The sequence below is a fragment of the Streptomyces sp. NPDC044003 genome (assembly GCF_056435185.1).
In genome coordinates, this window is the sequence record NZ_JBWKFA010000004.1 from 168,436 (window position 1) to 194,933 (window position 26,498).

The window sequence follows — 26,498 nt, forward strand, 5'->3', positions numbered from 1 at the left end:
GGGTGCGGGCGCGCGCCGGGCGGGACGGCGCCCACGTGCCGTGTGGGCGCGCCTGGCGAGACGGCGCCCACCCGCGGTGTGGGCACGCCCCGCGGAACGGCGCCCACCCGCCGTGCGGGCACACGCCCGGCGAGACGGCGCCCACCTGCCGTGTGGGCGCCCGGCGAAGCGGCACCCACCCGCCGTGTGGGCACGCGCCCGGCGGAACGGCGCCCACCCGCCGTGTGGGCACACGCCCGGCGGAACGGTGCCCACCCGCCGTGTGGGCAGGTGTCCCGCAGGGCGGGACGGGTGGGCACACGGGACGGCGCCTCTAGCGGCGCCTCCGCGTTCCGAGCCTGGACCCGCACCACGTTGCGCGCCGTACCTGCGGTGCGGGTTCAGGCGCGGAAGCCTCGGGCGCCGGCAGGGCGCGGGTCCGTTGTGCCCACCCGTTCCGCCCCAGCGGAACGATTGCCCACAACGGGGCGGCGGGTGGGCACCGCCCCTGAGGGACGCACGCCCACAACGGGGTGGGCGTGGGCGTCGCCCCGGCGAGTGGGCGCCGGGCGGGCGGAACGGGTGGCCACAACGGCCGAGGCCACGCGGCTCTCCGCCGCCAGCGTCGACGCGACGACGATGCCGAGGGCCGGCAGGGCCAGGGGCGCGGAGAGCCAGGCCGACGCGGCGATCACCGCCAGGCCGCAGACGACGAGCAGGGAACCCGCCGGGTCGCGCAGCGCACGCCTGGCGGCCGGGCCCAGTAGGTCCCGCCAGCGCCGCCCCGCGCGCCACGCCGTGGCCGCCCGCAGCACGGTGACCGTCAGCCAGAGCGCCGCGAGGATCGCGAGCGCCCCCGCCGCCCGACCGCCCGGCACGGGCAGCGCCCGTACGAGAGACAGGTCGGTACCCGCCAGGGCGAGCGCGGCCGCGTAGCCGAGCCCCGTGGACCAGCCGCCGCCCTGCAGGGCCGCCCGCAGGTCCGCGGCGAAGTACCGCAGGCCCGCGGCCTCGCCGTCCGTCCAGCGCCGCAGGTGCGCCGCGCCCGCCGCCAGCGCCGCCGGAAGCGTGACCAGCGGCAGGGCGGCCACGGCGATCCAGACCCCCACGAGCAGGCTCTCGGCGAAGATGCCGAAGCCGGCCCGGAAGCGTTCGCCCCTCACTTGAGCCCCGACGTGGCCATGCCGTCGATGAGGTGGCGCTGGAAGGCGAGGAAGAACGCGATCACCGGCAGGAGCGCGACGAGCGACATCGCGATCATGCCGCCGTAGTTGGCGACGCCGTCCTGGTCGACGAACATCTTCAGGCCCAGCGAGACCGTGTACTTCTCGGGATCGTTGAGGTAGATCAGCGGGCCCATGAAGTCGTTCCACGCGTTGATGAACGTGAAGATCGCGCTGGTGATGAGCGCCGGCCGGCACAGCGGCAGGACGATCGACCAGTACGTCCGCAGGTGCCCGCAGCCGTCGAGCCGCGCCGCCTCGTCGAGCTCCCTCGGCAGCCCCCGCATGAACTGGAGCATGAGGAAGACGAAGAAGGCGTCCGTGGCCAGGTACTTGCCCAGCAGCAACGGCGTGTAGGTGTTGACGAGTTCCAGCTTCTGGAACAGCACGTACTGCGGGATCAGCAGCACGTGGTACGGCAGCAGCAGCGTACCGATCATCAGGGTGAAGAGCAGCCCGCGCCCGGCGAAGCCGATCTTGGCGAAGGCGTACGCGGCGAGCGAGCTGGAGATCAGCACGCCGATCACCGAACCGACGGCGAGGAAGAGGGAGTTGCCGAAGAAGGTGGAGATGGGGATGTCGGCGATCCCGTCGGCGAGCCGCCGGTAGTTGTCGGTGATGGGGTGGGTGGGGAGGAGGTTCAGGCTGCCGACGATCTCGTCGTTCGGCTTGAGGGACCCGCCGATCACCCACACCACCGGGTAGAGGATGACCGCGAGGACGGCCAGGGCACCGACGTGCCAGGCGACCGACCCCAGTGGGCCCGTCCGCATTCCCGTACGCGTGGCGAGGCTCATCGGCCCCCCTCCTCGTAGTGCACCCAGCGCCGCTGGGACCAGAACAGGACCGCCGTGACCAGGCCGACGGCGAGCAGCAGCATCCAGGCCATGGCGGAGGCGAGGCCCATCCGGCTGTTCTCGAAGCCCTGGATGTAGAGGTAGCAGGTGTAGACGAGGGTGCCGTCGGCCGGCCCGCAGGCATTGCCCTGGCTGCCGATGATGTAGGCGGAGCCGAAGATCTGGAAGGAGTGGATGGTCTCCAGGAGCACGTTGAAGAAGAGCACCGGCGAGATCATCGGCAGGGTGATGTGCCAGAACCTCCGCCAGGGGCTCGCCCCGTCGACCTGCGCCGCCTCGTACAGCTCGCGCGGCACCTGCTTGAGCCCGGCGAGGAAGATGACCATCGGCGCGCCGAACTGCCAGACGGTGAGGGCGACCAGGGCGTAGATGATCCGGTCGGGGTCGCCGATCCAGCCGCCGGCCTCCAGGCCGAAGAGCTGCTGGGTACGGTCGACGGCGGCGCCGTCGGAGAAGAGCGCGCGCCAGACGATGGCGATCGAGACGCTGGCCCCGACGAGCGAGGGCGCGTAGAACGCGGCCCGGTAGAAGCCCTGTCCGCGCCGGCTCTGGTTGAGCAGCAGGGCGACGCCGAGCGCGGCGGCGAGTTTCAGCGGGGTGCCGATGACCACGTACCAGCCGGTGACCTCGACGGAGGTGCGCCAGCGGGGGTCGCCGAACATCTCGGTGAAGTTGTCGAGGCCGATCCATCGCGGGGCGTCGAAGAGGTTGTAGTCGGTGAAGGCGAAGTAGAGCGAGGCGACCATCGGTCCCGCGGTGAGGAGCAGGAAGCCCGCGATCCAGGGGGACATGAAGAGGTAGCCGGCGAGGTTCTCCCGGCGCGCCCTTCCGGTGCGGCGCCGGCCGCGCGCCCCGCCGGTGCGCGGAGCGCCCCGCGGGCGCCCGCCGTCCGACGGGGAGCCCACGGGGAGGTCCGGTCGCGCGGCATCCGGTACGGAAGTCACGGCGGCGTCCATCAGGAGGACAGCGCCGTCTTCGCCTCGGTGAAGTACTGCTTCACCGCGTCCGCGACGGGCCGCCTGCCCAGGGACATCTCCTCGGAGAGCCGCAGGAAGGCGGCCTCGCAGACGTCGGCGCCGGCCGGGTGCGGGGTGATCGGCTCCAGGACGCGGGACTCGACGAGCTGCTTCTCGTACGCGGCGATCTGCCGGCCGACCTCGTCGGTCGGCACGTACGCCCGGTACTGGGCCTCGGTGGCGGGGACGCCCCGGTCGTAGCCCATGATCTTCCCGACCTCGGGGTCGTGGACCATGAAGTCGATGAACTGGGCGACTTCCTTGGGGTGCTTGGTGCGCTTCGAGCCGCTGAGCATGAGGGAGCCGAGGTACTGGCCGGTCTTGTGGCCATCTGTGGTGGGGATGGGCGCGAGGCCGTACCGGCTCTTGCCCTCGGCGGTGTAGCGGACGGCGAAGTTGTCCCAGGTGAACTCGGCGCCCGCGAGTTCGGCGGTGACCGCCGACTTGGGCTTCGCCTGGATGGTCTTCTTCGGGTCGGCGTAGACGCCGGACTTCACGCGCTCGAACGCCTTGGTCCACCAGTCCGTGAGGTCCGCCTCGGTGAAGCCGAGGCCGGAGGTGGTGAAGAAGGCCTTGCCGTGCTGCCGCAGATAGAGGTCGTAGAGGTACATGATCCCGTACGGGCCCGCGTCGCCGGCCCGGCCCTGGCTGTCGTGGATCTTCGCGAGGGCCGCGTGGTACTCGTCCCAGGTCCAGCCGGGCTTCGGGTGGACGCCGGCCTTGGTGAAGACGGCCTGGTCGACGACGAGGGCCATCGAGTTGCTGCCGACGGGTATGCCGAGCAGCTTGCCGTCGACCTCGCCGAACTTCTCCAGGCCGGCCCGGAACCCTTCGAGGCGGAGGTGGCCCGCCTCGGCCTGCTCGCGCAGGTCGAGGAGGACGTTCTTCGCGTCGTACTTGCGGAGGAAGCCGATGGCGTTCTGGAAGACGTCCGGTGCGTTGCCGCCCGAGGCCTGGGTGTTGAACTTCTTCCAGAAGTCCATGTACGGCTGGAAGTCGGTCTTGATCTTGATCTTCGGGTACTTCTTCTCGAAGAGGGCGATCGACTGGTTGATCCGCTTGGCTCGGTCGTCGGAGCCCCACCATGCGTACCGGAGGGTGACGGTGCCGTCCCCGGATCCGGATCCGGTGCCGCACCCCGCTGCGGTCAGCCCGAGGGCCGCGATCGACCCGCCCGCGAGCTTGAGCAGACCTCGCCGGTCAACAGTGCCTTGAGTACGCACAGTTCGTCCTCCGCGCGTCATTAGAACGTTTCAGGAAAGCGCTTGCTGGGACAAAGTAGGTTCGCCCGCCAGCCGCGTCAACGCTTCGGACAGGATCTTTCGAAACGCTTCGAAAGGCGGCCGAGGGCAACATCCTTGAAAGGATTCAGGAAGGAGCGTCAGACGAGCTGGACGACGTTCCAGGACATCGGCTCCAGGACCGCCCGCAGCACCCCGTCCTCGATCCGCGTGCCCTCCACCGCGTGCGGTGCCACCCGCTCCGGCTCGTCGAGGGTGTTGCGGGCCTCGGGGTCCGCGTCGGCGAGCACGCTGTGCTCCACGACCCGGCTCAGGTCGAGACCGCGCAGCGCCACCTCCAGGGGCAGGGGCGCGTTCCGGCCACGGTTGACGGCGAAGACCGTCACCGAGCCGTCCTCGCCGCGCACGGCCGTGGCGTGCAGCAGCGGCACGTCCCCGAAGCGGGCCGTCGGGTACGTCGGCGAGGCCACGCGCACGTCGAGCACGGTCCCCCGGCCGTACCGGGAGGCCTGGGCGAAGGGGAAGAACGTCGTCTGCCGCCAGGCGGGACCGCCGGGCTCGGTCATGATCGGGGCGATCACGTTGACCAGTTGGGCGAGGCAGGCCACCGCGACCCGGTCGGCGTGGCGCAGCAGGGCGATCAGAAGGCTGCCGAAGACGACGGCGTCGGTGACGGTGTAGACGTCCTCCAGGAGGCGCGGGGCCTCCTGCCAGTCCTCCACCGGGTGCGGGTTGGGCCGGCGCTGGTACCAGACGTTCCATTCGTCGAAGGAGAGGGTGAGCTTCCTGGCGGACTTCAGCCGGGCGCCGACGTGGTCGCAGGTGGCGACGACCTCCTCGATGAAGGCCTCCATGTCGACGGCGGAGGCGAGGAAGGAATCGCGGTCGCCGTCGGTCTCCTCGTAGTAGGCGTGCAGGGAGACGTGGTCGACGACCTCGTACGTCTCCGCCAGGACGGTGGCCTCCCAGGCGGCGAAGGTCTCCATGCCGCGCGCCGAGCTGCCGCAGGCGACGAGTTCGAGCCCGGGGTCGATCTGGCGCAGGGCCCGTGCGGTCTGGGCGGCGAGCCGGCCGTACTCCTCCGCCGTCTTCTGGCCGGTCTGCCAGGTGCCGTCCATCTCGTTGCCGAGGCACCACAGGCGGATGCCGAAGGGGTCCTTGTCGCCGTGGGCGATGCGCCGGTCGGAGAGTTCGGTGCCGCCGGGGTGGTTGGCGTACTCGACGAGGTCCATGGCCTCGGTGATGCCTCGGGTGCCGAGGTTGAGCGCCATCATCGGCTCGGCCTGCGGGCCGAGCTTCCGCAGGAAGGCCATGAACTCGCTCAGGCCGAAGCGGTTGGTCTCGGTGGAGCGCCAGGCGACGTCGAGTCGGCGCGGCCGCTGTTCGACCGGGCCGACGCCGTCCTCCCAGCGGTGTCCGGAGACGAAGTTGCCGCCGGGGTAGCGGATCGCGGTGACGCCCAGCTCGCGGACGAGCTCCAGGACGTCGGTGCGCAGCCCGTCCTCGTCGGCGGCGGGGTGGCCGGGCTCGTGGAGGCCGGTGTACACGCAGCGGCCCAGGTGTTCGACGAAGGAGCCGAAGAGGCGGGGATCGACGGGGCCGACGGTGAAGTCGGGGTCGAGGGTGAAGCGGGCGGCGGGCTCGGGGAGTGACATGCGCATCCCTCTCGTTCGAGACGTTCGAAATATCGACCAACGGCCGTATGTCCGAACGAGAACGTAGGAGCGGAGCCGTCGGCCGTCAATGGATCGGCGGACCGGCACTTCCGAGGCGCTCCCGTCGCGCGGAATTCTTTTCGCATTCACCGGCTCCTCAAGAAGATCCTTCGTCAAGAAGCTTTCCGGTCAAGAAACTTGGCAAATGATCATGCTGTCCAAGATCAACTTTCCTGGATAGAACAAGATCGACAAGCGCCTCGTGCGCCCCACCCCACAAGGGAGGCACCCATGAAGCGAGCCGGTACCGCCGTCATCACGGCCGCCGCCGCCATCGCCCTCGCCCAGCCGTCCGCCGCCACCGCGGCCACGAGCGCCGGCTGGACCACCCCGACCTGCAACCGCGTCATCGGCGACGGAGCGGTCACCTTCACCACGGACGACGGAGCGAGCCTCGCCGGCACCACCGGCACGCTCAAGCCCGTCAGTTACACCCACGGCCTGGTCGCGCTCGGCACCGCCGGCACCCTCCTCGCCACCCGCAACAGCGAGCTCCAGCGCTCCACCGACGCGGGCTGCAGTTGGAACCGCGTCGCGACGCTGGGCGCGGACGTCACGAGACTCACGGCGGGCAGCGGCTCCCGTGCCTTCGCGTGGGAGCCGAACGGCGGCTACCTCGCCCGTGTCGACGGCACCACCATCACGCCCCTCACCGCCCCGGTCGCGGCCGTCGTGGGCCTCGGCACGGACCCGGCCGACGCGAACCACGTCCGCCTCGCGGGCGCCGACGGCCGCCTGTACGACTCGCGGAACGCGGGCGCCACCTGGACCGTCACCGGCACCCCGGCCTTCCCCGAGGGCACCGGCGTCTACGCGGTCTCGTTCGACCCGGCGAACCCGGACCACGCCGTCGCCGGCGCCATGGTGCGCGGCGGCGCGGTGACCACCGACGGCGGCGCCACCTGGACCGCCTCCACCGGGCTGACCTCCGGCACGAACGCGAACCTGTTCTCGACGGCGCTCTCCCCCGCCGACCCGTCCGTCGTCTACGGCGTCGGCGTCGACCTCGCCGAGGCCGTCCCGGGCTCCGGCAACGAGGGCCGGCACCTGTACCGCTCGACCGACGGCGGCCGCACCTTCGCGAAGATCCTCGACGACACGGCCGAGCACAAGCTGACCAACGGCACCCTGCTCGCCCCGAGCCCGTCCGACGCGAACGTGCTCCACTTCGAGTACGGCACGTACTTCATGAGCTACGGCACCGACCTGTTCCGCCTCGACGCGGGCACCGGCGCGATCACCAAGACCCACAACGCCTTCGACGGCGTGTCCGCCATCGCCTTCAACCCGGTCCGCCCCTCGGTCATGTACCTGGGCGTGGAGGAGGTCGGCCTGCCGAGCTGACGATCCCGTCATGCCCGAAGGCCGGGCGGACCCCCGAGAAGGGGGGCCGCCCGGCCTCGTCGTACGCGGAGCCCGCTCTCGCGGGGCGGGCTGTTATTCGAGCAGCTCCGCGTACGAGCCCATGGCCAGGGCGATGTCCGCCTGGGCCCAGAACCGGTGGTACGTGAAGACGGGGGCGGCGCCGCCCGCCAGGTAGGCCTCGACCTTCGGCCAGGCCGGGTCGTTCTTGTAGAACGAACGGATCGAGGCGAAGGTCGACGAGGAGTTCACCGCGTCCCCGTTCGGCATGGTGCCGGTCCAGCCGCTCGGCACGTACACGGGGTCGTCGAAGCGGTTGTAGTCGGCGCGGGTCTCCGGGACGGCGATGCCCAGGGCGTCCTGGTGGTGGTTCCACATGCCGTCGAGGAGGGCCTTGGCGACGCGCTTGGCCTCGGCGTGGCCGGACTTGGCCGCGTAGTAGGTGAGCGTCTTGGCGTAGGCGGCGGCGACGCCGACGTCGTCGGTGTAGTCGGCGACGGTGACGTGGAGTCCGGCGTTGGCGCCGGGGCTCGCCGCGTTCCAGGTGTCGGGCGCGCCGGACCACTGCAGGGTGGACGGGATCCGGTAGGTGCCGTCCGGGTTGATCGTCGTCTTCGACAGCGCCCAGCCCACCCACTTGTCGAGGACGGTCTTCGCCTTGGCGTCACCGGTCTGCTGGTAGTACTCGGCGACCCGCTCCATCGACCAGGCCTGGAAGCCGAACCACTGGTTGGACGCCGGGTCGTGGTAGACGGGCTTCTCGTCGTAGTACATGCCGTGGAAGGTGGGGGTGCCGGCCGGCGGGGTGGCGTACCGCCCCTGCCAGCTGTTGGTGGCGCCGCCCGCGATGGCCCCCTCGTCGGACTGGAGCCAGCGGTAGAACTCCAGCTGCCGGCCGAGGCTGGTCGCCCAGTCCGCCGCGCCCGTCGTCGACTTGGGCTTGAGCGGGGCGTAGGAGCTGAGGGCGTACGCGGCGAGCGGGTTCTGGTAGCCGCTGTGGTTGTGGCTGGAGCCGATGCGCCAGGACCAGCCGGCGGAGGTGTCGGTGGCGCCGCCCCAGGCGTAGTACCAGGACAGCAGGTAGTGGGCGCTGTCCTTGCCGGTGCCGGCCGGGCAGGCGGTCGGTCCGACGCAGTCGCCGACCTTCTTGAAGTACTTGTCGAACATGGCGTACCGCAGGTAGTCGCCCATCTTGGCGGCCTTGCCGACGGTCGTGGCGACCTGGGCGCCCTTGCCCTGCTGCTTGGCCCAGAGGTCGGCCCAGTAGGCGGCCTGGACGGCGCGGGCGTCGGCGTCGGGGGCGTCGGTGTACTTCCACTGCTTGGCGTAGGAGGAGTCCCCGGTGAAGAGGTCCAAGTAGCCGTTCTTCCCGCCGAAGGAGAAGTTGTCGCAGGTGGGGTGGGTGACGGTCTCCCAGACGGACTCCTGCGGGCCGCGCTGGAAGGTGTTGATGTACGAGGGGCCGGTCGCGGTCGGTCCGGCGGAGCACTTCCCGGGCTCGTTGCCGTAGCCGTAGACGTTGTCGACGTCCTGGATCCAGTGCATGCCGTAGATGTCGTCGGTGCCGTAGGCGCTCTTGAGCTCGGCGGCGATCGGGTCGGAGCCGGAGGTCACGCCGGAGTCGAGCCTCGCCGGGTACTGCGAGGGGAGGTCCCACTCGGGGGCGTACGTCGCCGGCTTGGAGGCGTTGTAGGAGGAGGTGGTGGGCTGGTCGGCGTGGGTGGGGATCATGAATTTCTCCATGGTCTCCCAGGCGCCGTTGAACTTGGTCCAGTCGCCGGTGATCTTGCCGTACATGGCCTGGAGCCAGATGAGGTAGCTGTACGCCTCCGAGGTCGTCTCGTGCCCGTGGTCGGGGGCCTCGACGATCAGGGTCTCCACGGAGTGGTACGGGATGCCCTCGGGCGAGAAGTAGCCGTTGGCCGGGTTGGTGATCTTCCCGTGGAGGTCGAGGAAGCGGGCGTCGTACGTGGAGTTCGCGGCCAGCTGGGCGACGGTGACCTCGGCCTTGGCGTGGCCGGGGGCGGTCGCGGTGAAGACGGCGGAGCCGGTGCCGGTGGCCGCGGCGGCGACGGTCACCTTCTGGGCGGTGCTCCAGTTCGCCGGGGTGAAGACGAGGCTCGCCGGGGTCGCGGTGAGGTTGGTGTTGCCGGAGGTACGGGCGATGCTCACCGTCACGTTGGCGGTGGGGGCGGTGGAGAGCTTCAGGTCGAACGTGCCGGTGGAGCCCTGGCGTACGCCGAGCTGGGCCGGGGAGGCGACGAGCGCGGGTCCGGCGGCGACGGTGATGCCGACGGGGGCGGACTCGGCGGAGGCGCCGAGGCTGTCGTAGGCCTTGGCGTAGAGGGAGTGGGCGCCGGTGGCGAGACCGGCAGCGCTGTGGGTGAAGGGCGCGGTGGTGTCGGTGCCGAGGAGGGTGGTGTCGCTGTAGAACTCCACCTTGCTCACGGTGGCACTGTCGGCCGCGGCCGCGGTGGCGGCGAGCGGCACCGCGTCGCCCTCGGAGTAGACGGCTCCCGGGGCCGGGCTGGTCAGGACCGCGACCGGGGGTTGATGGGCGCCGGCGCAGGTGGTGCCGTTGACGGCGAAGCCGGTGGGGGCGGCGTTGGTCCCGCTGTAGGTGAACTGGGCGCCGGCGGTGGTGGCGGCGCCCGCGGCGAGGGTGCCGTTCCAGGACGCGTTGGTCACCGTGACGTTCTTGCCGGACTGCGACCAGTTGCCGCTCCAGCCGTTGGTGAGCTTCTGGTCGCCGGCGTAGGAGTACGTGAGCGTCCAGCCGTTCAGGGGCTCGGCGGCCCGGTTGGTGAGCGTGAGTTCGGCGGTGAAGCCCGAACCCCAGTCGTTGGTCTTGTAGTCGACGCTGCACTGGACGGCGGCGGCCTGGGCGGTGGTGGCGCCGACGGCGGTGAGGCCGAGGGGGAGGGAGAGCGCGGCGGCCAGGGCGGTCAGTTGCCGGCGCGGGCGCGTTCTCGGGCGAAGTCGTGCCATGGGGGTGGTTCTCCTCGCGGCTCGGAAGGTGGGGATGCGAAGAGCTCGAAGGTGCGACGGTGCAAACGTGCGACGGTGCAGACGTGCGACGGTGCGACGGTGCGACGGTCAAGCTGTGAACCAGTGGGAGCGCTCCCACTGTGCAGTTGGGGTCCCACGCCGTCAAGGTGTGTGAGGAAGTCGAAGTCAAAAGCCGGGGAATTTACCCAACTCCTCTTTTCCTTGACGGCTGTTGACGCTACGGTCTGCCCCGACCCAGTGGGAGCGATTCCATCCAGTCGGCACACCGTCAGGGGTGTGCCCTCGCTGCGAGGACTCGCTCATGCGACATCCCCCACGTCTTTCGGCGCTGCTCGCGGGAGCGGCGCTCACGATGGCGAGCACCGCTCTCGCCGTCATGGGTACGGCCGCCGGAGCCTCGGCCGCACCCGCCTGCACGGTGGAGTACTCGGTCGTCGGCCAGTGGTCCGGCGGCTACCAGGGCGCCGTGACGATCACCAACAACAGTGCGGGGCTGAACAGTTGGAGCCTCGGCTTCGACTTCCCGGCCGGCCAGGTGATCAGTCAGGGCTGGGGCGGCAAGTGGTCCCAGTCCGGCACGACCGTCACGGTCGTCAACGAGAGCTGGAACGGCGCGCTCGGCACGGGCGCGAAGGTCTCGGGCGGCTTCATCGCCTCCTGGACGGGCACCAACACGGCACCCACCGCGTTCACGCTCAACGGCACGCCCTGCACCACGGACGGGCCGACACCGACCCCCACCCCGACCACCCCGACGACCCCGCCCACCACTCCCCCGACCACGCCCCCGACCACGCCCCCGACGACACCCCCGACCCCCGTCACCGGCGCGCCCGAACTGACCGTCTCCGGCAACAGGTTCACCGACCAGAACGGCGCCACCCGCCGACTCCTCGGCGTCAACCGCTCCGGCGGCGAGTTCATGTGCGTCCAGGGCTACGGCTTCTTCGACGGGCCCGTCGACGACGCCTCCGTCCAGGCCATCGCCGACTGGAAGGCCAACACCGTCCGCATCCCCCTCAACGAGGAGTGCTGGCTCGGCCTGGACACCATCAAGCCCGAGTACCGCGGCGCGAACTACATCGCCGCCGTCAAGGACCTGGTGGCCAAGGTGCTCGCCCACGGCATGACCCCCGTGGTCGAACTGCACTGGACCCACGGCCAGTACACCGGGAACTCGTCCGGCTGCTCCGACGTGCACGCCTCCTGCCAGAAGCCGATGCCGGACGCCCAGTACACCCCGGCCTTCTGGACCTCGGTCGCGAACACCTTCAAGAACGACAAGCGGGTCGCCTTCGACCTGTTCAACGAGCCCTACCCGGACCGGGCGACCTCCACCGCGGCTCAGGCCTGGACCTGCTGGCGCGACGGGGGCAGCTGCCCCGGCATCGGCTACGAGGTCGCCGGCATGCAGGACCTGGTGGACGCCGTCCGCGCCACGGGGGCGAAGAACCTCGTCCTCGTGGCGGGCCTGGCGTACTCCAACGACCTGAGCCAGTGGCTCTCGTACCGCCCCACGGATCCGGCGGGCAATCTGGCCGCCGCCTGGCACGTCTACAACTTCAACACCTGCTCCGACGAGACGTGCTGGAACACCACCCTCGCCCCCGTGGCCGCCCAAGTGCCCCTCCTCGCGGGCGAGATCGGCGAGAACACCTGCGCACACGCGTTCGTCGACCGCGTCATGAAGTGGTTCGACGACCGCGGCCTCTCGTACCTGGGCTGGACCTGGAACACCTGGAACTGCAACTCCGGTCCCGCGCTGATCACTTCGTACGACGGCACCCCCACCGCCTTCGGCATCGGGCTGCGCGACCACCTGCGCGCCCTCACCTCCTGAGAGGAACCCCCACCCATGAGCCGCACCAGCCGTACCGCCCTCCTGGCGGCCCTCGGCCTCGTCACCGCGACCGGAGCCACCGCCACGGTCTTCGGCACCACCGCCGGCGCCGCCACCCCGGGCTGCAAGGTCGACTACAGCATCACCAACCAGTGGAACACCGGTTTCGGCGCCAACGTCGTCGTCACCAACACCGGCGACCCGACGTCCTCGTGGACCCTGGAGTGGACCTTCGCCGGCAACCAGCAGGTCACCCAGGGCTGGAACGCCACGATCACCCAGGCCGGGTCCGCCGTCACCGCCAAGAGCATGTCCTACAACGGGGCCCTCGCGACCGGTGGTTCGACCTCCTTCGGCTTCAACGGTTCCTACAGCGGCTCCAACGCCGTACCGGCCACCTTCAAGCTGAACGGCGTCACCTGCAACACCGCCACACAGCCGACCGACCCGCCGACGACCCCGCCCACCACCCCGCCCACCACTCCCCCGACGACCCCGCCGACGACACCTCCGGCCGGGACCAAGGCGGACAACCCGTACGCCGGCGCCAAGGTGTACGTGAACCCCGAGTGGTCCGCGAAGGCGGCGGCCGAGCCCGGCGGCACCAAGGTCTCCAACCAGCCCACCGGCGTCTGGCTGGACCGGATCGCCGCGATCAACGGTTCGAGCACCTCCATGGGCCTGCGCGCCCACCTCGACGAGGCCCTGAAGCAGAAGGGCTCCGGCGAGCTCGTCGTCCAGCTGGTCATCTACGACCTGCCCGGCCGCGACTGCGCCGCGCTCGCCTCCAACGGCGAGCTCGGCCCGACGGAGATCGGCCGCTACAAGACCGAGTACATCGACCCGATCGCCGCGATCCTCGCCGACTCCACGTACGCGGGGCTCCGGATCGTCACCACCGTCGAGATCGACTCGCTGCCCAACCTGGTCACCAACGTCTCCGGGCGCCCCACGGCCACCGCCAACTGCGACGTCATGAAGGCGAACGGCAACTACATCACCGGCGTCGGTTACGCGCTCAAGAAGTTCGGCGCGATCGGCAACGTCTACAACTACATCGACGCCGGCCACCACGGCTGGCTGGGCTGGGACGACAACTTCGGCCCCTCCGCCGAACTCTTCAAGCAGGCCGCCACGGCCGAGGGCTCCACGCTCTCCAACGTGCACGGCTTCATCGTCAACACCGCCAACTACAGCGCCCTGAAGGAGGACCACTTCACCATCGACGACAGCGTGAACGGCGTCTCCGTGCGCCAGTCGAAGTGGGTCGACTGGAACCGGTACACCGACGAGCTGTCCTACGCCCAGGCCATGCGCGCCAAGCTGGTCTCGATCGGCTTCGACAGCAACCTCGGCATGCTGATCGACACCTCCCGCAACGGCTGGGGCGGCATCGCCCGGCCCACCGGTCCGGGCGCCACGACCAGCGTCGACACGTACGTCAACGGCGGCCGCTACGACCGGCGCATCCACCTCGGCAACTGGTGCAACCAGTCCGGTGCGGGCCTCGGTGAACGGCCCCAGGCGGCCCCTGCCGCAGGCATCGACGCGTACGTCTGGATGAAGCCCCCGGGCGAGTCCGACGGCGCCTCCAAGGAGATCCCGAACAACGAGGGCAAGGGCTTCGACCGCATGTGCGACCCGACGTACACGGGCAACGTCCGTAACGGGAACAGCATGTCGGGCGCGCTGCCGGACGCCCCGCTCTCGGGCCAGTGGTTCTCGGCCCAGTTCCAGGAGCTCCTGAAGAACGCGTACCCGGCGCTGTAGCCCCGCGACGGACGACCCCGAGGGATCCGGATCCCTCGGGGTCGTCCGCACGCGCCCCCTCAGCTCGACTCCCGCACGATCAGCTCCGTCGGCAGCACGTGCCGGCGCGGCTCCACCGGGGCGGCCCCCGTGGTCTCGTGGATCTCCTGGATCAGCATCCGCGCCATCGTGCGGCCCATCTCCTCGATGGGCTGCCGCACGCTCGTCAGCGGCGGGTCCATGAGCCGCGCCACCGGCGAGTCGTCGACCCCGACGAGCGCGACGTCCTCGGGCACCCGGCGGCCCGCCTCCCGCAGCACCCCGCGCGCGCCCGCCGCCATCACGTCGGAGGCGGCGAACACGGCGTCCAGGTCGCTCCGGCGGTCCAGGAGCTCCCGCATGGCCCGCCGTCCGCCCTCCTCGGTGAAGTCGCCGGCCGAGACCAGGGCATCGTCGGGCGGGATTCCGGCCTCCGTGAGACCGGCCCGGTAGCCTCCGAGCCGGGCCCGGGCCACGTACATGTCGAGGGGCCCGGTGACGGTCGCGATACGGCTCCGGCCGCGCCCCACCAGGTGGGCGACGGCCGCACGCCCGGCGCCGATGTTGTCGGAGTCCACGTACGGCACGGGCTCGGCCTCCGTGCGGCGGCCGTTCATCACGACCGGGAGGCCCAGTTCCCTGATGCGGTCGGGCAGCGGGTCGTCGCCGTGGACCGACGCGAGCAGCACCCCGTCGACCCGCTGGGCGGCGAGGTACTGCTCGAAGCGCTGCCGCTCCTGCTCGCTGCGGACCAGGGTGAGCAGCAACTGCTTGTCGGCCTCGGCGAGTTCGGCGCTGACCCCGCGGATGAGGTCGAGGAAGTAGGGCTCGGCGAAGAGCCGGGCCTCGGCCTCGGGGATGACGAGTGCGATCGCGTCGGTGCGACTGCCGGCCAGGGCGCGGGCGGCCTGGTTGGGTACGTAGCCGAGTTCGGCGACGGCTCGGGCGACGGCCGTTCTGGTCCGGTCGCTCACCCGGGGGGAACCGTTGATCACCCGGGAGACCGTGCCCCGGCCGACCCCGGCCCTGGCCGCGACCTGCTCCAGGGTGGGTCTGCCGCTCTGCCGTCCGCTCACGACTGCCGAACTCCCCTCGTAGGACCACGCGCTGCTCACCGACACCCAGAAAGGTATGGGAGCGCTCCCACAGTAGTCCACCATCACCCCGCCGCGCCACGCGCCCGCGTTCAGGAGATGACGGCTCGATGGCCGCAGGGCGTCGCGAAACCGCCGGAAAACCTTCCGGTAACGAATCCGCGTTCATGTCTTGACACTCGCACCCGCCAGGCAGCAACCTTCCGGCAACGACGTGGGAGCGCTCCCATCGGGACGCGACACAGCCCTGCATCAGGTCCTGGCAGGCGCCGCCGAGCCGCGATCAGCCGGCCGGGCCTCTTGGCGCACAAAGAGCACCACCTTGGACGAGGAGAGTGGAATGCGCACTTCCAGCAGCAGACGCGGACGCCGTGCGGCGATCGCGGCGGTCGCCGTCGTCGTGACCGGCACGACCCTGCTCACCGGTTGCGGCAGCGACGACGACGGCGGCAAGGGCGGCGCGAGCGGCCAGGGCTCCGGGAAGATCACGCTGCGGATCGGGACCTTCGGTTCCTTCGGCTACGACAACAAGACCGGCGCCAAGCTCTACGCCGAGTACGAGCGGCTCCACCCGAACATCAAGATCGAGGAGTCGAACGTCTCCGACGGCCAGAAGTACTGGGACACGCTGAAGCTGCGCCTCGCCCAGAACAGCGGCGTCGCCGACATCCAGGCCGTCGAGGTGGGCTACATCGCCGAGGCGACCGGCACGGCCATGGCGAACAAGTGGGTCGACCTGGGCAAGGAGGGCGGCGCGAACCTCGGCGACTTCCTCGACTGGAAGGTCAAGCAGGCGACGACGGGCGACGGCAAGGTCATCGGCCTCGGCACCGACATCGGCCCCATGGCCATCTGCTACAACAAGGACCTCTTCGCCAAGGCCAAGCTGCCCACCGCCCGCGAGGAGGTCGCCAAGCTGTGGGCCGGCGACTGGTCCAAGTTCATCGAGACCGGTGAGAAGTACAAGGCGGCCGCGCCCGCCGGCACCGCCTTCCACGACTCGGCCAGCGGCCTCTTCAACGCGGTCGTCTCCAGCGACCCGGTGCAGTACGCCAACGCGAGCGGCCGGCTCGACTGGGAGAACAGCCCCGGGGTGAAGAAGGCCTGGGAGACCGCCGTGAAGGCGGCCCAGGGCGGACTCACCGCCAAGCTGCGCCAGTTCGACGAGAAGGGCACGTGGAACGCGGCCTTCAAGAACTCGAAGTTCGCCACGGTCGCCTGCCCGAGCTGGATGACCGGCATCATCAAGGACCAGGCGGGCCCCGCCAACCAGGGCAAGTGGGACATCGCCGCGCCGCCGGTCGCCGGCAACTGGGGCGGCTCCTTCCTCGCCGTACCGAAGAGCGGCAAGCACACCAAGGAGGCCGCCGAGCTCGCCGCCTGGCTGACCGCCCCCGAGCAGCACGCCAAGGTGTTCGCGGTCAACGGCAACATCCCCTCCTCCAAGGACACGCTTGTCTCCTCTGCGGTCCAGGAGGCGAAGCTGCCGTACTTCGGCGAGACCCCGGTCGGCAAGATCTTCGCCGGTGCGGCGGTGGGCATCACCCCGGCCACCATCAGCCGCTACGACGGCCAGGTGAAGACCTTCCTCACCGACAACGGCATCCTCGACATCGAGCAGCGCGGCACCGACCCGGCCAAGGCCTGGGAGAACGTCAAGAAGCTGGTCGACGACAAGATCGACCAGTAGCGGGGGCGCCTGCCGGTCCGCCGCCGCCTGCCGGGCGGCGGACCGGCACCGTCCGCACCACCGCACGCATCGACCTGGAAGGACGCCCCCGTGGCCACCTCCGTCCGGGCGGAGCGGGCCGGCTCCCCGCCGCCCGCCGCACCGCCCTCCTCCCCCGGCTCCCGGCGCCGCCGCTCCTCCCCCGGCGGCCTGCGCAGCACCCTCTACCGCTGGGACATCAAGGCGGTCCCGTACGTCTTCATCACCCCCTTCTTCCTCACCTTCGCGGCCTTCGGCCTCTTCCCCCTGATCTACACCGGCTGGCTCTCGCTGCACCGGGTCGAGCTCGGCGGGGACCCGACGTGGAAGGGCCTGGAGAACTACACCGACCTCGCCACCAGCGAGTTCTTCTGGAACGCGCTGCTCAACACCTTCACCATCGGGGTGATCTCGACCGTTCCGCAGCTGCTCATGGCCCTGGGCCTGGCGCACCTGCTCAACTACAAGCTCCGCGGCCGCGGCTTCTTCCGGGTCGCGATCCTCGCCCCGTACGCCACCTCGATCGCGGCGGCGACCCTGGTCTTCGCCCAGCTGTTCAACACCGACTACGGGATGATCAACGGCCTGCTCGGCTGGATCGGCATCGATCCGGTGGACTGGGAGTCGTCCAAGTGGCCGGCGCAGATCGCGATCTCGGTGATCGTCACCTGGCGCTGGACCGGCTACAACGCGCTGATCTACCTGGCCGCGATGCAGGCCGTGCCGCAGGACCTCTACGAGGCGGCCTCGCTCGACGGGGCCTCGCGCTGGCGGCAGTTCATCAGCGTCACCATCCCGTCGATCCGGCCGACGATCCTCTTCACGATCATCGTCTCCACCATCGGCGCGACCCAGCTGTTCGGTGAGCCGATGCTCTACGGCGGCAGCGTCGGGATCAGCGGCGGCAGCGGCAACCAGTTCCAGACGCTGAGCCTGCTGATGTACGAGAAGGGCTGGGTGACCGGCGCGCTCGGGCAGGCCTCCGCGATCGCCTGGGTCATGCTCCTGCTGCTCCTTCTGATCGGCGGCGTCCAGGCGCTCGTCTCCCGCCGCAACCGCACGAAGCTGGGGGGATGACCTCATGGCCCGCACACTCGCATCACCCACGTCCGTACGCCGGTTCGGGCAGTCGGCCGGCCGGCAGCACCACGCGGGACCGCTGACGTACGTCCTGCTCGTCCTCGCCGCCGCCGTCTCGCTCTTCCCGCTGTACTGGAACGTGGTCGCCGCCTCCCACACCGGCGAGCGGGTCGTGGAGGCCCCGGCGCCGCTGCTGCCCGGCAAGCGGCTCCTGGACAACCTCAGCTTCGCCTGGAACCAGGTCGACATGGGCGAGGCCCTGGTCAACACCACGGTCGTGGCGAGCCTGGTGGCGCTGTCCACCGTGCTGTTCTCGACTCTGGCCGGCTTCGCCTTCGCCAAACTGCCCTTCCGGGGCCGGGGAATGCTGCTCTCGCTCGTGGTCGCCACCATGACGATCCCGCCGCAGCTCAGTGTGATCCCGCTGTATCGGATCATCACGGACCTCGGCTGGTTCGACCAGCTCCAGTCGGTCGTGCTGCCCTCGCTCGTCGCCGCCTTCGGTGTGTTCTTCATGCGGCAGTTCCTGGTGGAGGCGCTGCCGGTGGAGCTGGTGGAGGCGGCCCGGATGGACGGGGCGCACAGCCTGCGGATCATCTGGCACGTGGTCTTCCCGGTGGCCAGGCCCGCCATGGCGGTGCTCGGCATGCTGGTCTTCGTCCAGGCGTGGAACGACTTCTTCTGGCCGTTCATCGCGCTCACCCCGGACGGCAGTCCCACCCTTCAGGTGGCGCTCGCCGGCCTCGGCGCGGGCAACCACACCGTGGACCACGCCGTGGTGCTGACCGGCGCCCTGATCTCCACCGTGCCGCTGCTGCTCGTCTTCGCCTTCCTCGGCAAGCACATCGTCGGCGGCATCACCGCCGGAGCCGTGAAGAGCTGACCGGCCGCTCATCTCCGTCACCCCGTACCCGTGTTGGGAGACCCCTTCCTATGACCGCGTCCGAAACCCGGCCGCTCACCGCCGTCCGCTCGTTCCCCGCCGGCTTCCTGTGGGGCGCCGCCACCGCCGCGTACCAGATCGAGGGAGCGGCGGCGGAGGACGGCCGTACCCCCTCCATCTGGGACACCTACTCGCACACCCCCGGCAAGGTCTTCGAAGGCCACACCGGTGACGTGGCCGTCGACCACTACCACCGGTTCCGCGAGGACGTCGGGATCATGTCCGAACTCGGCCTGAACGCCTACCGGTTCTCCGTCTCCTGGTCCCGTGTCCAGCCCACCGGCCGGGGCCCGGCCGTCCAGAAGGGCCTGGACTTCTACCGGGCGCTCGTCGACGAGCTGCTCGCCGCCGGAATCGAGCCGGCGCTGACCCTCTACCACTGGGATCTGCCACAGGAGTTGGAGGACGCGGGCGGCTGGCCGGAGCGGTCGACCGCCGAGCGGTTCGCCGAGTACGCGGGGATCGTCGCCGACGCCGTCGGCGACCGCGTGAAGCGGTGGACGACCCTCAACGAGCCCTGGTGCAGTGCCTTTCTGGGGTACGGCTCCGGGGTGCACGCCCCGGGCCGCACCGATCCGGTGGCTTCGCTGCGCGCCGCCCACCACCTCAACCTGGGGCACGGTCTGGCGGTCCAGGCGCTGCGTGCCTCGCTTCCGGCGGACCGGCAGCTCTCGGTCTCGCTCAATCTGCACGAGATCCGGCCGCTGACCGGTTCGGCCGAGGACCTGGACGCGGCGCGCCGTATCGACGCCGTCGGCAACCGGGTCTGGCTGGGCCCGATGCTGGAGGGCGCCTACCCGGAGGACCTGCTCGCCGACACCGCGCACCTGACGGACTGGTCCTTCGTCCGGGACGGCGACACCGCGACGGCGAACCAGCCGCTGGACCTCCTCGCGATCAACTACTACACGCCGACGGTCGTTTCGCACGTGCCGGAGGGCGTGGAGAAGCCGCAGGACGACGGTCACGGGCACAGCGAGCACTCGCCGTGGCCCGGCGCGGACGCGGTCGCCTTCCACCGGGCGCCGGGCGAGCCGACGGCGATGGGCTGGGCGGTCGATCCCGGCGCGCTGTACGACCTGCTGACCCGGGTCTCCGCCACGTACCCCGACCTCCCGCTGGTGATCAGCGAGAACGGTGCCGCGTACGAGGACGTCGTCGGCCCGGACGGTTCGGTGCACGACCCGGAGCGCGCCGCCTATGTCCACGCGCACCTGGAGGCGGTGCACCGGGCACTGTCGGACGGGGTGGACGTGCGCGGCTACTTCCTCTGGTCGCTGCTCGACAACTTCGAGTGGGCGTACGGCTACGCGAAGCGGTTCGGGGCGGTGCGGGTGGACTACGACACCCTGGAGCGCACGCCGAAGTCGAGCGCCCGCTGGTACGCGCGGGTGGCGCGCTCGGGAGAGCTGCACGCGCCCGACGGGGACTGACGCGGGACGTGAGGAAGGGCCGTGCCGGAAGCCGGCACGGCCCTTCCTCCGCTGTCGACGGCCGATCAGATGTCGACGACCCGGTAGCCGATGACGTAGATGCCGCCGGAGCCCTCGACGGTGCGCCACTGGGTCTCGGCGCCGACCTCGCTGCCGGTGACGAGCGTGGCGCCCAGCTTGTCGTCGCTGCTGGTGGAGTCGTAGTCCCACAGGGTCAGGGTGCGGGCCTGCTCCTTGCCGAGGATGAGCGCGGCGTTGCCGTTGCCGTCCTCCATGGAGCGGACGTAACCGGTGCCCATGGTCTGGTACTTGATGCCGTTGCCGGGCCAGACCTTGACGGCGTTGCCGTTGGCGTCGGTGATCTTGAGGTAGGCCTCGTCATGGTCGCCCTCGCTGTTCTGCTGGCAGTGCAGCTCGAACAGCTCGATCTTCACGTAGTCGATCGGCTCGGCGTGCGCGGTGCCGGCGAAGGCGCCGAGGCTGCCGAGCCCGAGCAGGGCGATGGCGGCCGTTCGGACGAGTCGGTTCTTGCGCATGTGGTCCCCCCACACTTCGGGTCACTCGCGTGACATTGGTGTCCGGTCCGCCTTCCCCGGCGGCCCCGGTGTGCCGTTTCCCCCCGGCACGACACCTACTGTGCCCGGCGGGCCCGCCCCGGTTCTACGCGCGTTCCGCTGGATGGAACAGGCCCGGAAATCAGGGGACTACAGGGGGCTGTACAGGGGGCTAGAGGACGAGCGCGGTCGGCGGCACCGGTCGTCGCTGTCCGCCGCGGGCGAGCGCGCGGGTGACCGCGGCCCCCGCCTCGGCGACGGCCTGGGCGAGCGCGTCGAGTCGGTGGCCGGCCGGGACCATGGCGGCGAGCGCGGCGACCGTACGGCCGTCCGGGGCGCGGACCGGCAGCGAGGCGCAGCACACCCCCTCCATCACGTCCTCGCGGTCGAACACGGCCCCGCCCCGGAGCGGCCCGCGCAGCGCCTTCCCGGCGGCGGTGTCGAGGTGGAAGGCGATCCCGTCGCGTACGGGGAGCAGCGGCTCCAGGTCGCCCGGTACCGAGCTGACGGTGATGGCCATGTCCTCGCGCAGCACGGCGAGGACGACGCTGGCGCCGCTGACGGCCCTCAGTCGCTGGAGCGGCAGGCGGGCGGCGGTGCGCAGTCCGGGGTGGGGTTCCCAGGCCTGGCCGAGGCGGTAGAGCTGCGGGCCGACGCGGTAGCGGTTGCCCCTGCGTTCGACGGCGCCGACGCCGACGAGCTGGTCGAGGAGCCGGTGGACGCTGCCCTTGGGCACTCCGCAGGCGAGGGCGAGTTCGGTCACTCCGGCCTCGTCGCCGTTCCTGCGCAGGGCGTCGAGCAGCGCGAACGCTCCTTCGAGCACTCCCCGTCCGCGCTCCTGGCGTCCCGGCGCGGCCGTCTCCGTGACGCCGTCGGTTCTCCGTGCCGTTCCGGTGTCCATGAGTCCCCCTGACTCGGTACGCCCGACCGTGGTCCCCCGATGGCACGGCTGCGGGCACACGCCCCACCATGCCGCAGACCGGACGATTCGGCCAAAGGGCAGGCGCGGTGCGTCGTGTCGTGTCGCCCGCCCCCGGTCCGCCGGGCGTTGCGTCTAGGGTGTCCGGTCATGAGAGACGCTCACCCGCCCGTCACCAGGTCGCGCCGGCTCCGGACCGCCGGTCTCGTCGCCGTGCCCGTCGCCGTGGCGGCGCTCGCGACCGCGTTCGTCGCCACCGCCCCGGCCTCGCCGTCCGCGCCGCGCCCGGCGTCGGGGGCCGCGGCGAGCCACTGGATCCGCGCGGCGGGGGCGCCGCTGACCGTGTTCGCCCACCGGGGTGCCTCGTCCGCGGCGCCGGAGAACACCCTGTTCTCCGACGAGGTGGCCCGGCGGGGCGGGACGACGTGGATCGAGAACGACGTCCAGCCCAGCAAGGACGGCGTGCCGTACATCCTTCACGACGCGACCGTGGACCGGACGACCGACGGCACGGGCACGCTCCGCTCGCTGACCTCCGGTCAGGTGAACGCCCTCGACGCCGGTTCCTGGTTCGCCCCCGCCTTCGCCGGTGCGCGCGTCCCGACGCTGGCCGCGCAGCTGGCGGACCTGCGGACGCGCGGCGGCAATCTGCTCCTGGAGATCAAGGGCCGGCAGACCGAGGCCGAGGTGGAGCGGATCGTGCGGGAGGTCCGGGACCAGGGGATGACGACCCGGGTCTTCGTGCAGAGCTTCGACGAGACGTCCCTGCGGCGCGTCCACGAGCTGGCGCCCGAGCTGCCGCTGGGTCTGCTGCGTGACAGCCTGGACGCCGATCCGGTCGCCGTCGCCCAGGAGCTGCACCTGGCCGCGTACAACGTCGGGGACAAGGGTCTCTCCGTGCGTCCGGCGGCCGTCGACGAGCTGCACGCGGCGGGCGTGGCCGTGAACGTGTGGACGGTCGACAACGCGGCCCGCTGGAAGGTCCTCGACGAGCTGGGCGTGGACGGGATCATCACCAACCGTCCGACGGAACTCACGGGCTGGATCGCGGGCCGCCGGGCCTGAGCCCCTGACGGCGGCTCAGGCCGTCCCGGTGAGTTCGGCGAGCAGGTCGGGGTTGACCGCCCGGAGGATCGTCGCGATGTCGCCGGGATCGGCCGCCGGCCACAGGACGGCCCTGGCCGCCCGGTACTTGGCGGCGAGCCGTTCCCGCTGGGCGGGCGGCAGGGCGGCGGCCCGGTCCGCGCGGCTGTTGTGCGCGTTGTCGGCGATCTTCACGAGGGTCGCGCCGGGGTCCCGCGTGATCCGGCGGAGCTTCTCCTCGTAGGGCGTGTCCGGGTGGTTGGTGACGGCTTCGACGAGGGAGACGACCGCGTCGGGGATCCCGGCGGCGCGCAGCCGTTCGGCGGTCCACCCGGTGTCCTCGATGACGTCGTGCAGCAGTCCGGCCATGGCCAGGTGCGGGCCGAGCGGTTCCAGGCCGGCGGCGACCGCGCGGACGTGGGCGACGTAGGGGGCGCCGGCCTTGTCGACCTGTCCGGCGTGCGCGCGGTCGGCCAGTGCGTCCACTTCGGCGAGCGTCTTCATGCGCCCATCATCCCTGCCACACGGTGTTCACACGGAATCGGGAATGCCGGTCCGGGAGCGGCCGGTTTCCGGGTGCATGACTCTTGGAGTGACGCTCGCCTCGACCTCTCGGCAGCTTCCGATCGACGACACGGTGCGGCTCGCGAGAGAGGCGTACGACGCCGGCCTGCACTCGGCGTGGTTCGGCCAGTCCTTCGCGTACGACTCGCCCTCGCTCGCCGCGATCGTCGGGCGCGAGGTGCCCGGGCTTCAGGTGGGGACGTCCGCGATACCGGTCTTCGGCCGTCATCCGCTGCTGGTCTCCAGCCAGGCGCAGACCGCCCAGGCCGCCACCGGCGGCCGCTACCACCTGGGGCTCGCGCTCGGCACCCGGCATCTGACAGAGACCGGGTTCGGCCTCCCGTACGAGCGGCCCATCGGGCTGCTCAGGGAGTTCCTCACCGCGCTGCGGCCGCTCCTGGAGACGGGCGAGGCCGACTTCCACGGGGAGCTGCTGACCGCGACGACCCCGTACTCGGCTGCCGTTCCGGGGGCGCAGCCGCCGGTGCCGGTACTGGTCGCGGCGATGGGCCCGCAGGCGCTGCGGGTCAGCGGTGAACTCGCCGACGGCATCCTGCCGTTCCTCGCGGGTCCGCGTGCGCTCGCCGAGCACGTCGTCCCGGCGGTGACGGCCGCGGCCGAGGCGGCGGGCCGTCCGGCGCCCCGGATCGTGGCGCTCGTGCCGGGCGTGGTGACGGCGGACGCCGAGGGCGTGCGGCAGAGGGCGGCGGAGGCGCTCGCGCTCTACGAGCGGATTCCCTCCTACCAGCGGGCGATCGAGCTCTCCGGCGCCGACGGGGCGGCCGGACTGGCCGTGATCGGTGACGAGGAGACCGTGGCGGCCGAGGTGCGGCGCTATCGCGAGGCGGGGGCGACGGAGGTGGTGTTCACCGCGACGGACCTCGGCGGCGAGGACGACCGGCGGCGCACCTGGAAGCTGCTCGGCGAACTGTCGCGGGGGTGAACCGCGTCCAGGGGGCCTGTCTTCCGGATCACGCCGGATCGACCCCGGAGTCCTAGCCAGACACCAGCCGCAAAGTAGCGGGGTGATCACGCGCTCGTCGTCGTGCCGGCCTGTTCGTTGTGCTCCCGCAGCATCCGCATGACGGTGGCGTGCGAGGGGTGCCGGCCCTTCTTTGCGCCCGTGGTGATGACGAGCCGCTTGGCGATGTCGCGCAGGCTCATCTCACGGTCGCGTAGGTGGAGGGCCATGGACAGCATGGACTCGTCGGTGACGCCCGCTCCGCCGATGGTCTTGCCGCGTTTGCGGGCGGACTCGTGGCCTTCGAGGGTGCGGTCGCGGATGTACTCGCGCTCCATGCCGGACATGGCCGCGAGCACGGTGAACACGATGCCGGACGGGTCGTGCGAGCCCTTCAGCTCTCCGGTGAGGAACTCCAGGCCGACGTCGCTCGCCTTCAGTTCCTCGGCGAGCATGGCGAGTTCGATGCCGCGGCCGAGGCGCTTGTGCTCGTGCACGACGAGGGTGACGGCGACGCCGGAGGAGCGGATCTCTCCGGCGAGCTTCACGGCGGCCTCCAGCTCGGGACGCTTGGTGGCGCGGGTGGAGATCTTCTCCGAGAAGACCCGCGTCACCCCGGCCTCGCCGAGCGAGTCGAGCTGTGCGTCGAGGGACTGCCGGGCGGTCGATGCGCGAGCGTAGCCGAGGCGGACGTGCCCGACCGGCTCGGCGCCGGCGTTCACCGGCCGGGGCAGTTCGGTCCACACCGAGCCCGGCTTGCGTACGGCGGGGTCGACACGCTCAGGGCCTTGGCGAGTTGGGGCACCAGGCGAAAGCGGGCGGTGTGGTACTGGATGGCCGCCTTGCCCTTCCCGGTCCGGCACGGGGAGCCCACGGGGGCGGCGCAGGTGGACATTGGGCAGTCGTGCGATTCCACGCGCTTGAAGTCGTCGCTCACGGCCCCGGACTGTTTCATGAGGGTGTTTCAGACGTCCAGCCGTTTGCAACAACTCATGAAACATGATCGCCGCAGGTGGACCGCCGGGCGAGCGGGTGTTTCACGAGCGACCACCTATGAAACGCGGGCGCTGCGCCTGGCCGCGGTCGGCGTCGGGTCACCACTGGGCGATGAGCGGCTCCTCCGGTCCGTGCTGCCGCCAGGCTTCGGTGAGGCGGACGAGGCGGGTGGGGGCGGCGATGCCGCGCACGGTCGCGATCTTGCCGCCTGCGACGTCGAACGTCACGGCGCCGACGGGCTGGTCGCCGAGTACGAAGAGGACGGCGGGAGCGCCGTTGACGACCGCGTAGTGGACGGTCGGCGTGCCGCCGGCCAGTCGCCGCTTCGCGGGTGTGGATTTGAAGCCGGCCCGTACGACGGCGGCGATGCGCCGCGGACCGTCGTACCGCAGCAGCTTCTCGGCCAGGCCGCCGGCACCGTCGGAGATCGCGATCGCGTCGTCGGTGAGCAGAGCGACGAGGCGTTCGGTGCGGCCCGAGGTGGCAGCGGCGAGGAATTCCTCGACGATCCTCCGGGCGCTTGCCGGGTCGACTTCGCCGCCGCGGCGCGCGGCGGTGATGCGGCGCCGGGCCCGGTGGAGGTGCTGCTGGCTCGCGGACTCGGTGATGTCGAGGATCTCGGCGATCTCGGCGTGGCTGTAGGAGAACGCTTCGCGCAGTACGTACACGGCCCGCTCGAGGGGGGACAGGCGCTCCATGAGCGTCAGCACGGCCAGGGAGACCGATTCGCGCTGCTCGAAGGTGTCGGCCGGGCCGAGCATCGGGTCGCTGTCGAGGAGCGGCTCGGGCAGCCAGGCGCCGGCGGTGCGTTCGCGGCGGGCCTGTGCCGAGCGGAGCCGGTCCAGGCACAGGTTGGTGACGACCTTGGTCAGCCATGCCTCCGGCACCTTGATCCGCTGCCGGTCCGCGGCCTGCCAGTGCAGGAACGCATCCTGCACCGCGTCTTCGGCGTCAGTGGCGGAGCCGGGCAGCCGGTACGCCAGCGAGGCAAGCCGGCTCCGCCCGGCCTCGAAGCGGCTGGTGTCGAATCGATCAGTGGCGGCGCTGTCCATGCGGACCACCCTAAACGGTGCTGCAGAAGACTCTGCTCGGGCCATCTTGCCTGCATGAGTGGGGTGTTGCGGGATGGGTCG

General features: G+C 71.1%; 22 protein-coding genes. 9 read left to right on the forward strand and 13 right to left on the reverse strand.

The genetic code is table 11. From position 1 onward, the window contains the following. Positions 1–380 precede the first annotated feature (380 nt). The 5 genes from AC07AW_RS17895 to arfA all read right to left on the reverse strand — a co-directional run bounded on the left by AC07AW_RS17895 (position 381) and on the right by arfA (position 5,971). On the reverse strand, positions 381–1,142 hold the full coding sequence (locus AC07AW_RS17895) for a hypothetical protein (protein WP_478816425.1): 762 nt from the start codon (positions 1,140–1,142) through the stop codon (positions 381–383). Continuing rightward, complete coding sequence (locus tag AC07AW_RS17900; RefSeq protein WP_478816426.1) at positions 1,139–1,999, reverse strand: carbohydrate ABC transporter permease; 861 nt, start codon at positions 1,997–1,999, stop codon at positions 1,139–1,141. Before AC07AW_RS17900 ends, AC07AW_RS17895 begins: the two co-directional genes overlap by 4 nt. Continuing rightward, positions 1,996–3,015, reverse strand: a complete 1,020-nt coding sequence (locus tag AC07AW_RS17905) for a carbohydrate ABC transporter permease (protein WP_478816427.1) — start codon at positions 3,013–3,015, stop codon at positions 1,996–1,998. The genes AC07AW_RS17900 and AC07AW_RS17905 overlap by 4 nt, the downstream gene beginning before the upstream one ends. Then, positions 3,015–4,298, reverse strand: coding sequence for an ABC transporter substrate-binding protein (locus AC07AW_RS17910; protein ID WP_478816428.1), 1,284 nt, complete (start codon positions 4,296–4,298; stop codon positions 3,015–3,017). The genes AC07AW_RS17905 and AC07AW_RS17910 overlap by 1 nt, the downstream gene beginning before the upstream one ends. Positions 4,299–4,456: 158 nt before the next feature. Beyond that, positions 4,457–5,971, reverse strand: a complete 1,515-nt coding sequence (gene arfA / locus AC07AW_RS17915) for an arabinosylfuranosidase ArfA (RefSeq protein ID WP_478816429.1) — start codon at positions 5,969–5,971, stop codon at positions 4,457–4,459. 291 nt (positions 5,972–6,262) lie between these two features. Here arfA and AC07AW_RS17920 point away from each other — a divergent pair, with 291 nt between their 5' ends. Beyond that, complete coding sequence (locus tag AC07AW_RS17920) at positions 6,263–7,375, forward strand: WD40/YVTN/BNR-like repeat-containing protein (protein WP_478816430.1); 1,113 nt, start codon at positions 6,263–6,265, stop codon at positions 7,373–7,375. A gap of 93 nt (positions 7,376–7,468) precedes the next feature. On the opposite strand, the gene AC07AW_RS17925 is transcribed toward AC07AW_RS17920, so the two are convergent. Continuing rightward, positions 7,469–10,381 (reverse strand): glycoside hydrolase family 48 protein, encoded by a 2,913-nt coding sequence (locus tag AC07AW_RS17925; protein ID WP_478816431.1) that lies wholly within the window; start codon positions 10,379–10,381, stop codon positions 7,469–7,471. 322 nt (positions 10,382–10,703) lie between these two features. Between AC07AW_RS17925 and AC07AW_RS17930 the strand changes: the two genes are divergently transcribed. Both AC07AW_RS17930 and AC07AW_RS17935 read left to right on the forward strand, forming a co-directional pair. After that, positions 10,704–12,242: a cellulase family glycosylhydrolase gene (locus tag AC07AW_RS17930; protein ID WP_478816432.1), complete on the forward strand. Its 1,539-nt coding sequence runs from the start codon at positions 10,704–10,706 to the stop codon at positions 12,240–12,242. Between the two features lie 15 nt (positions 12,243–12,257). Then, positions 12,258–14,012: a glycoside hydrolase family 6 protein gene (locus AC07AW_RS17935; protein WP_478816433.1), complete on the forward strand. Its 1,755-nt coding sequence runs from the start codon at positions 12,258–12,260 to the stop codon at positions 14,010–14,012. A gap of 59 nt (positions 14,013–14,071) precedes the next feature. Here the strand turns inward: AC07AW_RS17935 and AC07AW_RS17940 are convergent, their stop codons facing one another. Beyond that, the gene (locus AC07AW_RS17940; RefSeq protein ID WP_478816434.1) at positions 14,072–15,106 is read right to left on the reverse strand and encodes a LacI family DNA-binding transcriptional regulator; all 1,035 of its coding nucleotides are present in this window, start codon (positions 15,104–15,106) and stop codon (positions 14,072–14,074) included. A 358-nt stretch (positions 15,107–15,464) separates the two neighbouring features. Between AC07AW_RS17940 and AC07AW_RS17945 the strand changes: the two genes are divergently transcribed. The 4 genes from AC07AW_RS17945 (at position 15,465) to AC07AW_RS17960 (ending at position 20,288) form a co-directional block, all read left to right on the forward strand. Further along, positions 15,465–16,814 carry an ABC transporter substrate-binding protein gene (locus tag AC07AW_RS17945; RefSeq protein ID WP_478816435.1) on the forward strand — a complete coding sequence of 450 codons (1,350 nt, stop codon included), beginning with the start codon at positions 15,465–15,467 and terminating at the stop codon, positions 16,812–16,814. A 90-nt stretch (positions 16,815–16,904) separates the two neighbouring features. Beyond that, positions 16,905–17,909 carry a carbohydrate ABC transporter permease gene (locus tag AC07AW_RS17950; RefSeq protein WP_478816436.1) on the forward strand — a complete coding sequence of 335 codons (1,005 nt, stop codon included), beginning with the start codon at positions 16,905–16,907 and terminating at the stop codon, positions 17,907–17,909. Between the two features lie 4 nt (positions 17,910–17,913). Next, a complete protein-coding gene (locus AC07AW_RS17955; RefSeq protein WP_478816437.1) occupies positions 17,914–18,795 on the forward strand; it encodes a carbohydrate ABC transporter permease in 882 nt (293 codons plus the stop codon). 50 nt (positions 18,796–18,845) lie between these two features. Continuing rightward, positions 18,846–20,288, forward strand: a complete 1,443-nt coding sequence (locus AC07AW_RS17960) for a GH1 family beta-glucosidase (protein WP_478816438.1) — start codon at positions 18,846–18,848, stop codon at positions 20,286–20,288. A 65-nt stretch (positions 20,289–20,353) separates the two neighbouring features. Here the strand turns inward: AC07AW_RS17960 and AC07AW_RS17965 are convergent, their stop codons facing one another. Together AC07AW_RS17965 and AC07AW_RS17970 are read right to left on the reverse strand one after the other, a co-directional pair. Further along, positions 20,354–20,824, reverse strand: a complete 471-nt coding sequence (locus AC07AW_RS17965) for a hypothetical protein (protein ID WP_478816439.1) — start codon at positions 20,822–20,824, stop codon at positions 20,354–20,356. Between the two features lie 190 nt (positions 20,825–21,014). Continuing rightward, positions 21,015–21,743, reverse strand: a complete 729-nt coding sequence (locus AC07AW_RS17970) for an IclR family transcriptional regulator (RefSeq protein WP_478816440.1) — start codon at positions 21,741–21,743, stop codon at positions 21,015–21,017. Between the two features lie 168 nt (positions 21,744–21,911). Between AC07AW_RS17970 and AC07AW_RS17975 the strand changes: the two genes are divergently transcribed. Then, a complete protein-coding gene (locus tag AC07AW_RS17975) occupies positions 21,912–22,826 on the forward strand; it encodes a glycerophosphodiester phosphodiesterase (RefSeq protein WP_478816441.1) in 915 nt (304 codons plus the stop codon). 15 nt (positions 22,827–22,841) lie between these two features. On the opposite strand, the gene AC07AW_RS17980 is transcribed toward AC07AW_RS17975, so the two are convergent. Further along, positions 22,842–23,348 (reverse strand): HD domain-containing protein, encoded by a 507-nt coding sequence (locus AC07AW_RS17980; RefSeq protein ID WP_478816442.1) that lies wholly within the window; start codon positions 23,346–23,348, stop codon positions 22,842–22,844. Positions 23,349–23,424: 76 nt separating this feature from the next. Here AC07AW_RS17980 and AC07AW_RS17985 point away from each other — a divergent pair, with 76 nt between their 5' ends. Then, positions 23,425–24,351: a TIGR03564 family F420-dependent LLM class oxidoreductase gene (locus AC07AW_RS17985; protein WP_478816443.1), complete on the forward strand. Its 927-nt coding sequence runs from the start codon at positions 23,425–23,427 to the stop codon at positions 24,349–24,351. Between the two features lie 86 nt (positions 24,352–24,437). Here AC07AW_RS17985 and AC07AW_RS17990 read toward each other — a convergent pair whose 3' ends face one another. The 3 genes from AC07AW_RS17990 to AC07AW_RS18000 all read right to left on the reverse strand — a co-directional run bounded on the left by AC07AW_RS17990 (position 24,438) and on the right by AC07AW_RS18000 (position 26,417). After that, positions 24,438–25,115 carry a recombinase family protein gene (locus AC07AW_RS17990; RefSeq protein WP_478816444.1) on the reverse strand — a complete coding sequence of 226 codons (678 nt, stop codon included), beginning with the start codon at positions 25,113–25,115 and terminating at the stop codon, positions 24,438–24,440. Then, a complete protein-coding gene (locus AC07AW_RS17995; protein ID WP_478816445.1) occupies positions 25,088–25,324 on the reverse strand; it encodes a zinc finger domain-containing protein in 237 nt (78 codons plus the stop codon). Before AC07AW_RS17995 ends, AC07AW_RS17990 begins: the two co-directional genes overlap by 28 nt. A gap of 139 nt (positions 25,325–25,463) precedes the next feature. After that, a complete protein-coding gene (locus tag AC07AW_RS18000; RefSeq protein ID WP_478816446.1) occupies positions 25,464–26,417 on the reverse strand; it encodes a sigma-70 family RNA polymerase sigma factor in 954 nt (317 codons plus the stop codon). Positions 26,418–26,498 lie beyond the last annotated feature (81 nt).

Excerpts from the sequence above, each read along its gene's own strand:
- AC07AW_RS17900 (WP_478816426.1), bottom strand. The coding sequence starts at position 1,999 with ATGAGCCTCGCCACGCGTACGGGAATGCGGACGGGCCCACTGGGGTCG.
- AC07AW_RS17905 (WP_478816427.1), bottom strand. The coding sequence starts at position 3,015 with ATGGACGCCGCCGTGACTTCCGTACCGGATGCCGCGCGACCGGACCTC.
- arfA (WP_478816429.1), bottom strand. The coding sequence starts at position 5,971 with ATGTCACTCCCCGAGCCCGCCGCCCGCTTCACCCTCGACCCCGACTTC.
- AC07AW_RS17920 (WP_478816430.1), top strand. The coding sequence starts at position 6,263 with ATGAAGCGAGCCGGTACCGCCGTCATCACGGCCGCCGCCGCCATCGCC.
- AC07AW_RS17925 (WP_478816431.1), bottom strand. The coding sequence starts at position 10,381 with ATGGCACGACTTCGCCCGAGAACGCGCCCGCGCCGGCAACTGACCGCC.
- AC07AW_RS17930 (WP_478816432.1), top strand. The coding sequence starts at position 10,704 with ATGCGACATCCCCCACGTCTTTCGGCGCTGCTCGCGGGAGCGGCGCTC.
- AC07AW_RS17935 (WP_478816433.1), top strand. The coding sequence starts at position 12,258 with ATGAGCCGCACCAGCCGTACCGCCCTCCTGGCGGCCCTCGGCCTCGTC.
- AC07AW_RS17945 (WP_478816435.1), top strand. The coding sequence starts at position 15,465 with ATGCGCACTTCCAGCAGCAGACGCGGACGCCGTGCGGCGATCGCGGCG.
- AC07AW_RS17955 (WP_478816437.1), top strand. The coding sequence starts at position 17,914 with ATGGCCCGCACACTCGCATCACCCACGTCCGTACGCCGGTTCGGGCAG.
- AC07AW_RS17960 (WP_478816438.1), top strand. The coding sequence starts at position 18,846 with ATGACCGCGTCCGAAACCCGGCCGCTCACCGCCGTCCGCTCGTTCCCC.
- AC07AW_RS17965 (WP_478816439.1), bottom strand. The coding sequence starts at position 20,824 with ATGCGCAAGAACCGACTCGTCCGAACGGCCGCCATCGCCCTGCTCGGG.
- AC07AW_RS17970 (WP_478816440.1), bottom strand. The coding sequence starts at position 21,743 with ATGGACACCGGAACGGCACGGAGAACCGACGGCGTCACGGAGACGGCC.
- AC07AW_RS17975 (WP_478816441.1), top strand. The coding sequence starts at position 21,912 with ATGAGAGACGCTCACCCGCCCGTCACCAGGTCGCGCCGGCTCCGGACC.
- AC07AW_RS17980 (WP_478816442.1), bottom strand. The coding sequence starts at position 23,348 with ATGAAGACGCTCGCCGAAGTGGACGCACTGGCCGACCGCGCGCACGCC.
- AC07AW_RS17985 (WP_478816443.1), top strand. The coding sequence starts at position 23,425 with ATGACTCTTGGAGTGACGCTCGCCTCGACCTCTCGGCAGCTTCCGATC.
- AC07AW_RS17995 (WP_478816445.1), bottom strand. The coding sequence starts at position 25,324 with ATGAAACAGTCCGGGGCCGTGAGCGACGACTTCAAGCGCGTGGAATCG.
- AC07AW_RS18000 (WP_478816446.1), bottom strand. The coding sequence starts at position 26,417 with ATGGACAGCGCCGCCACTGATCGATTCGACACCAGCCGCTTCGAGGCC.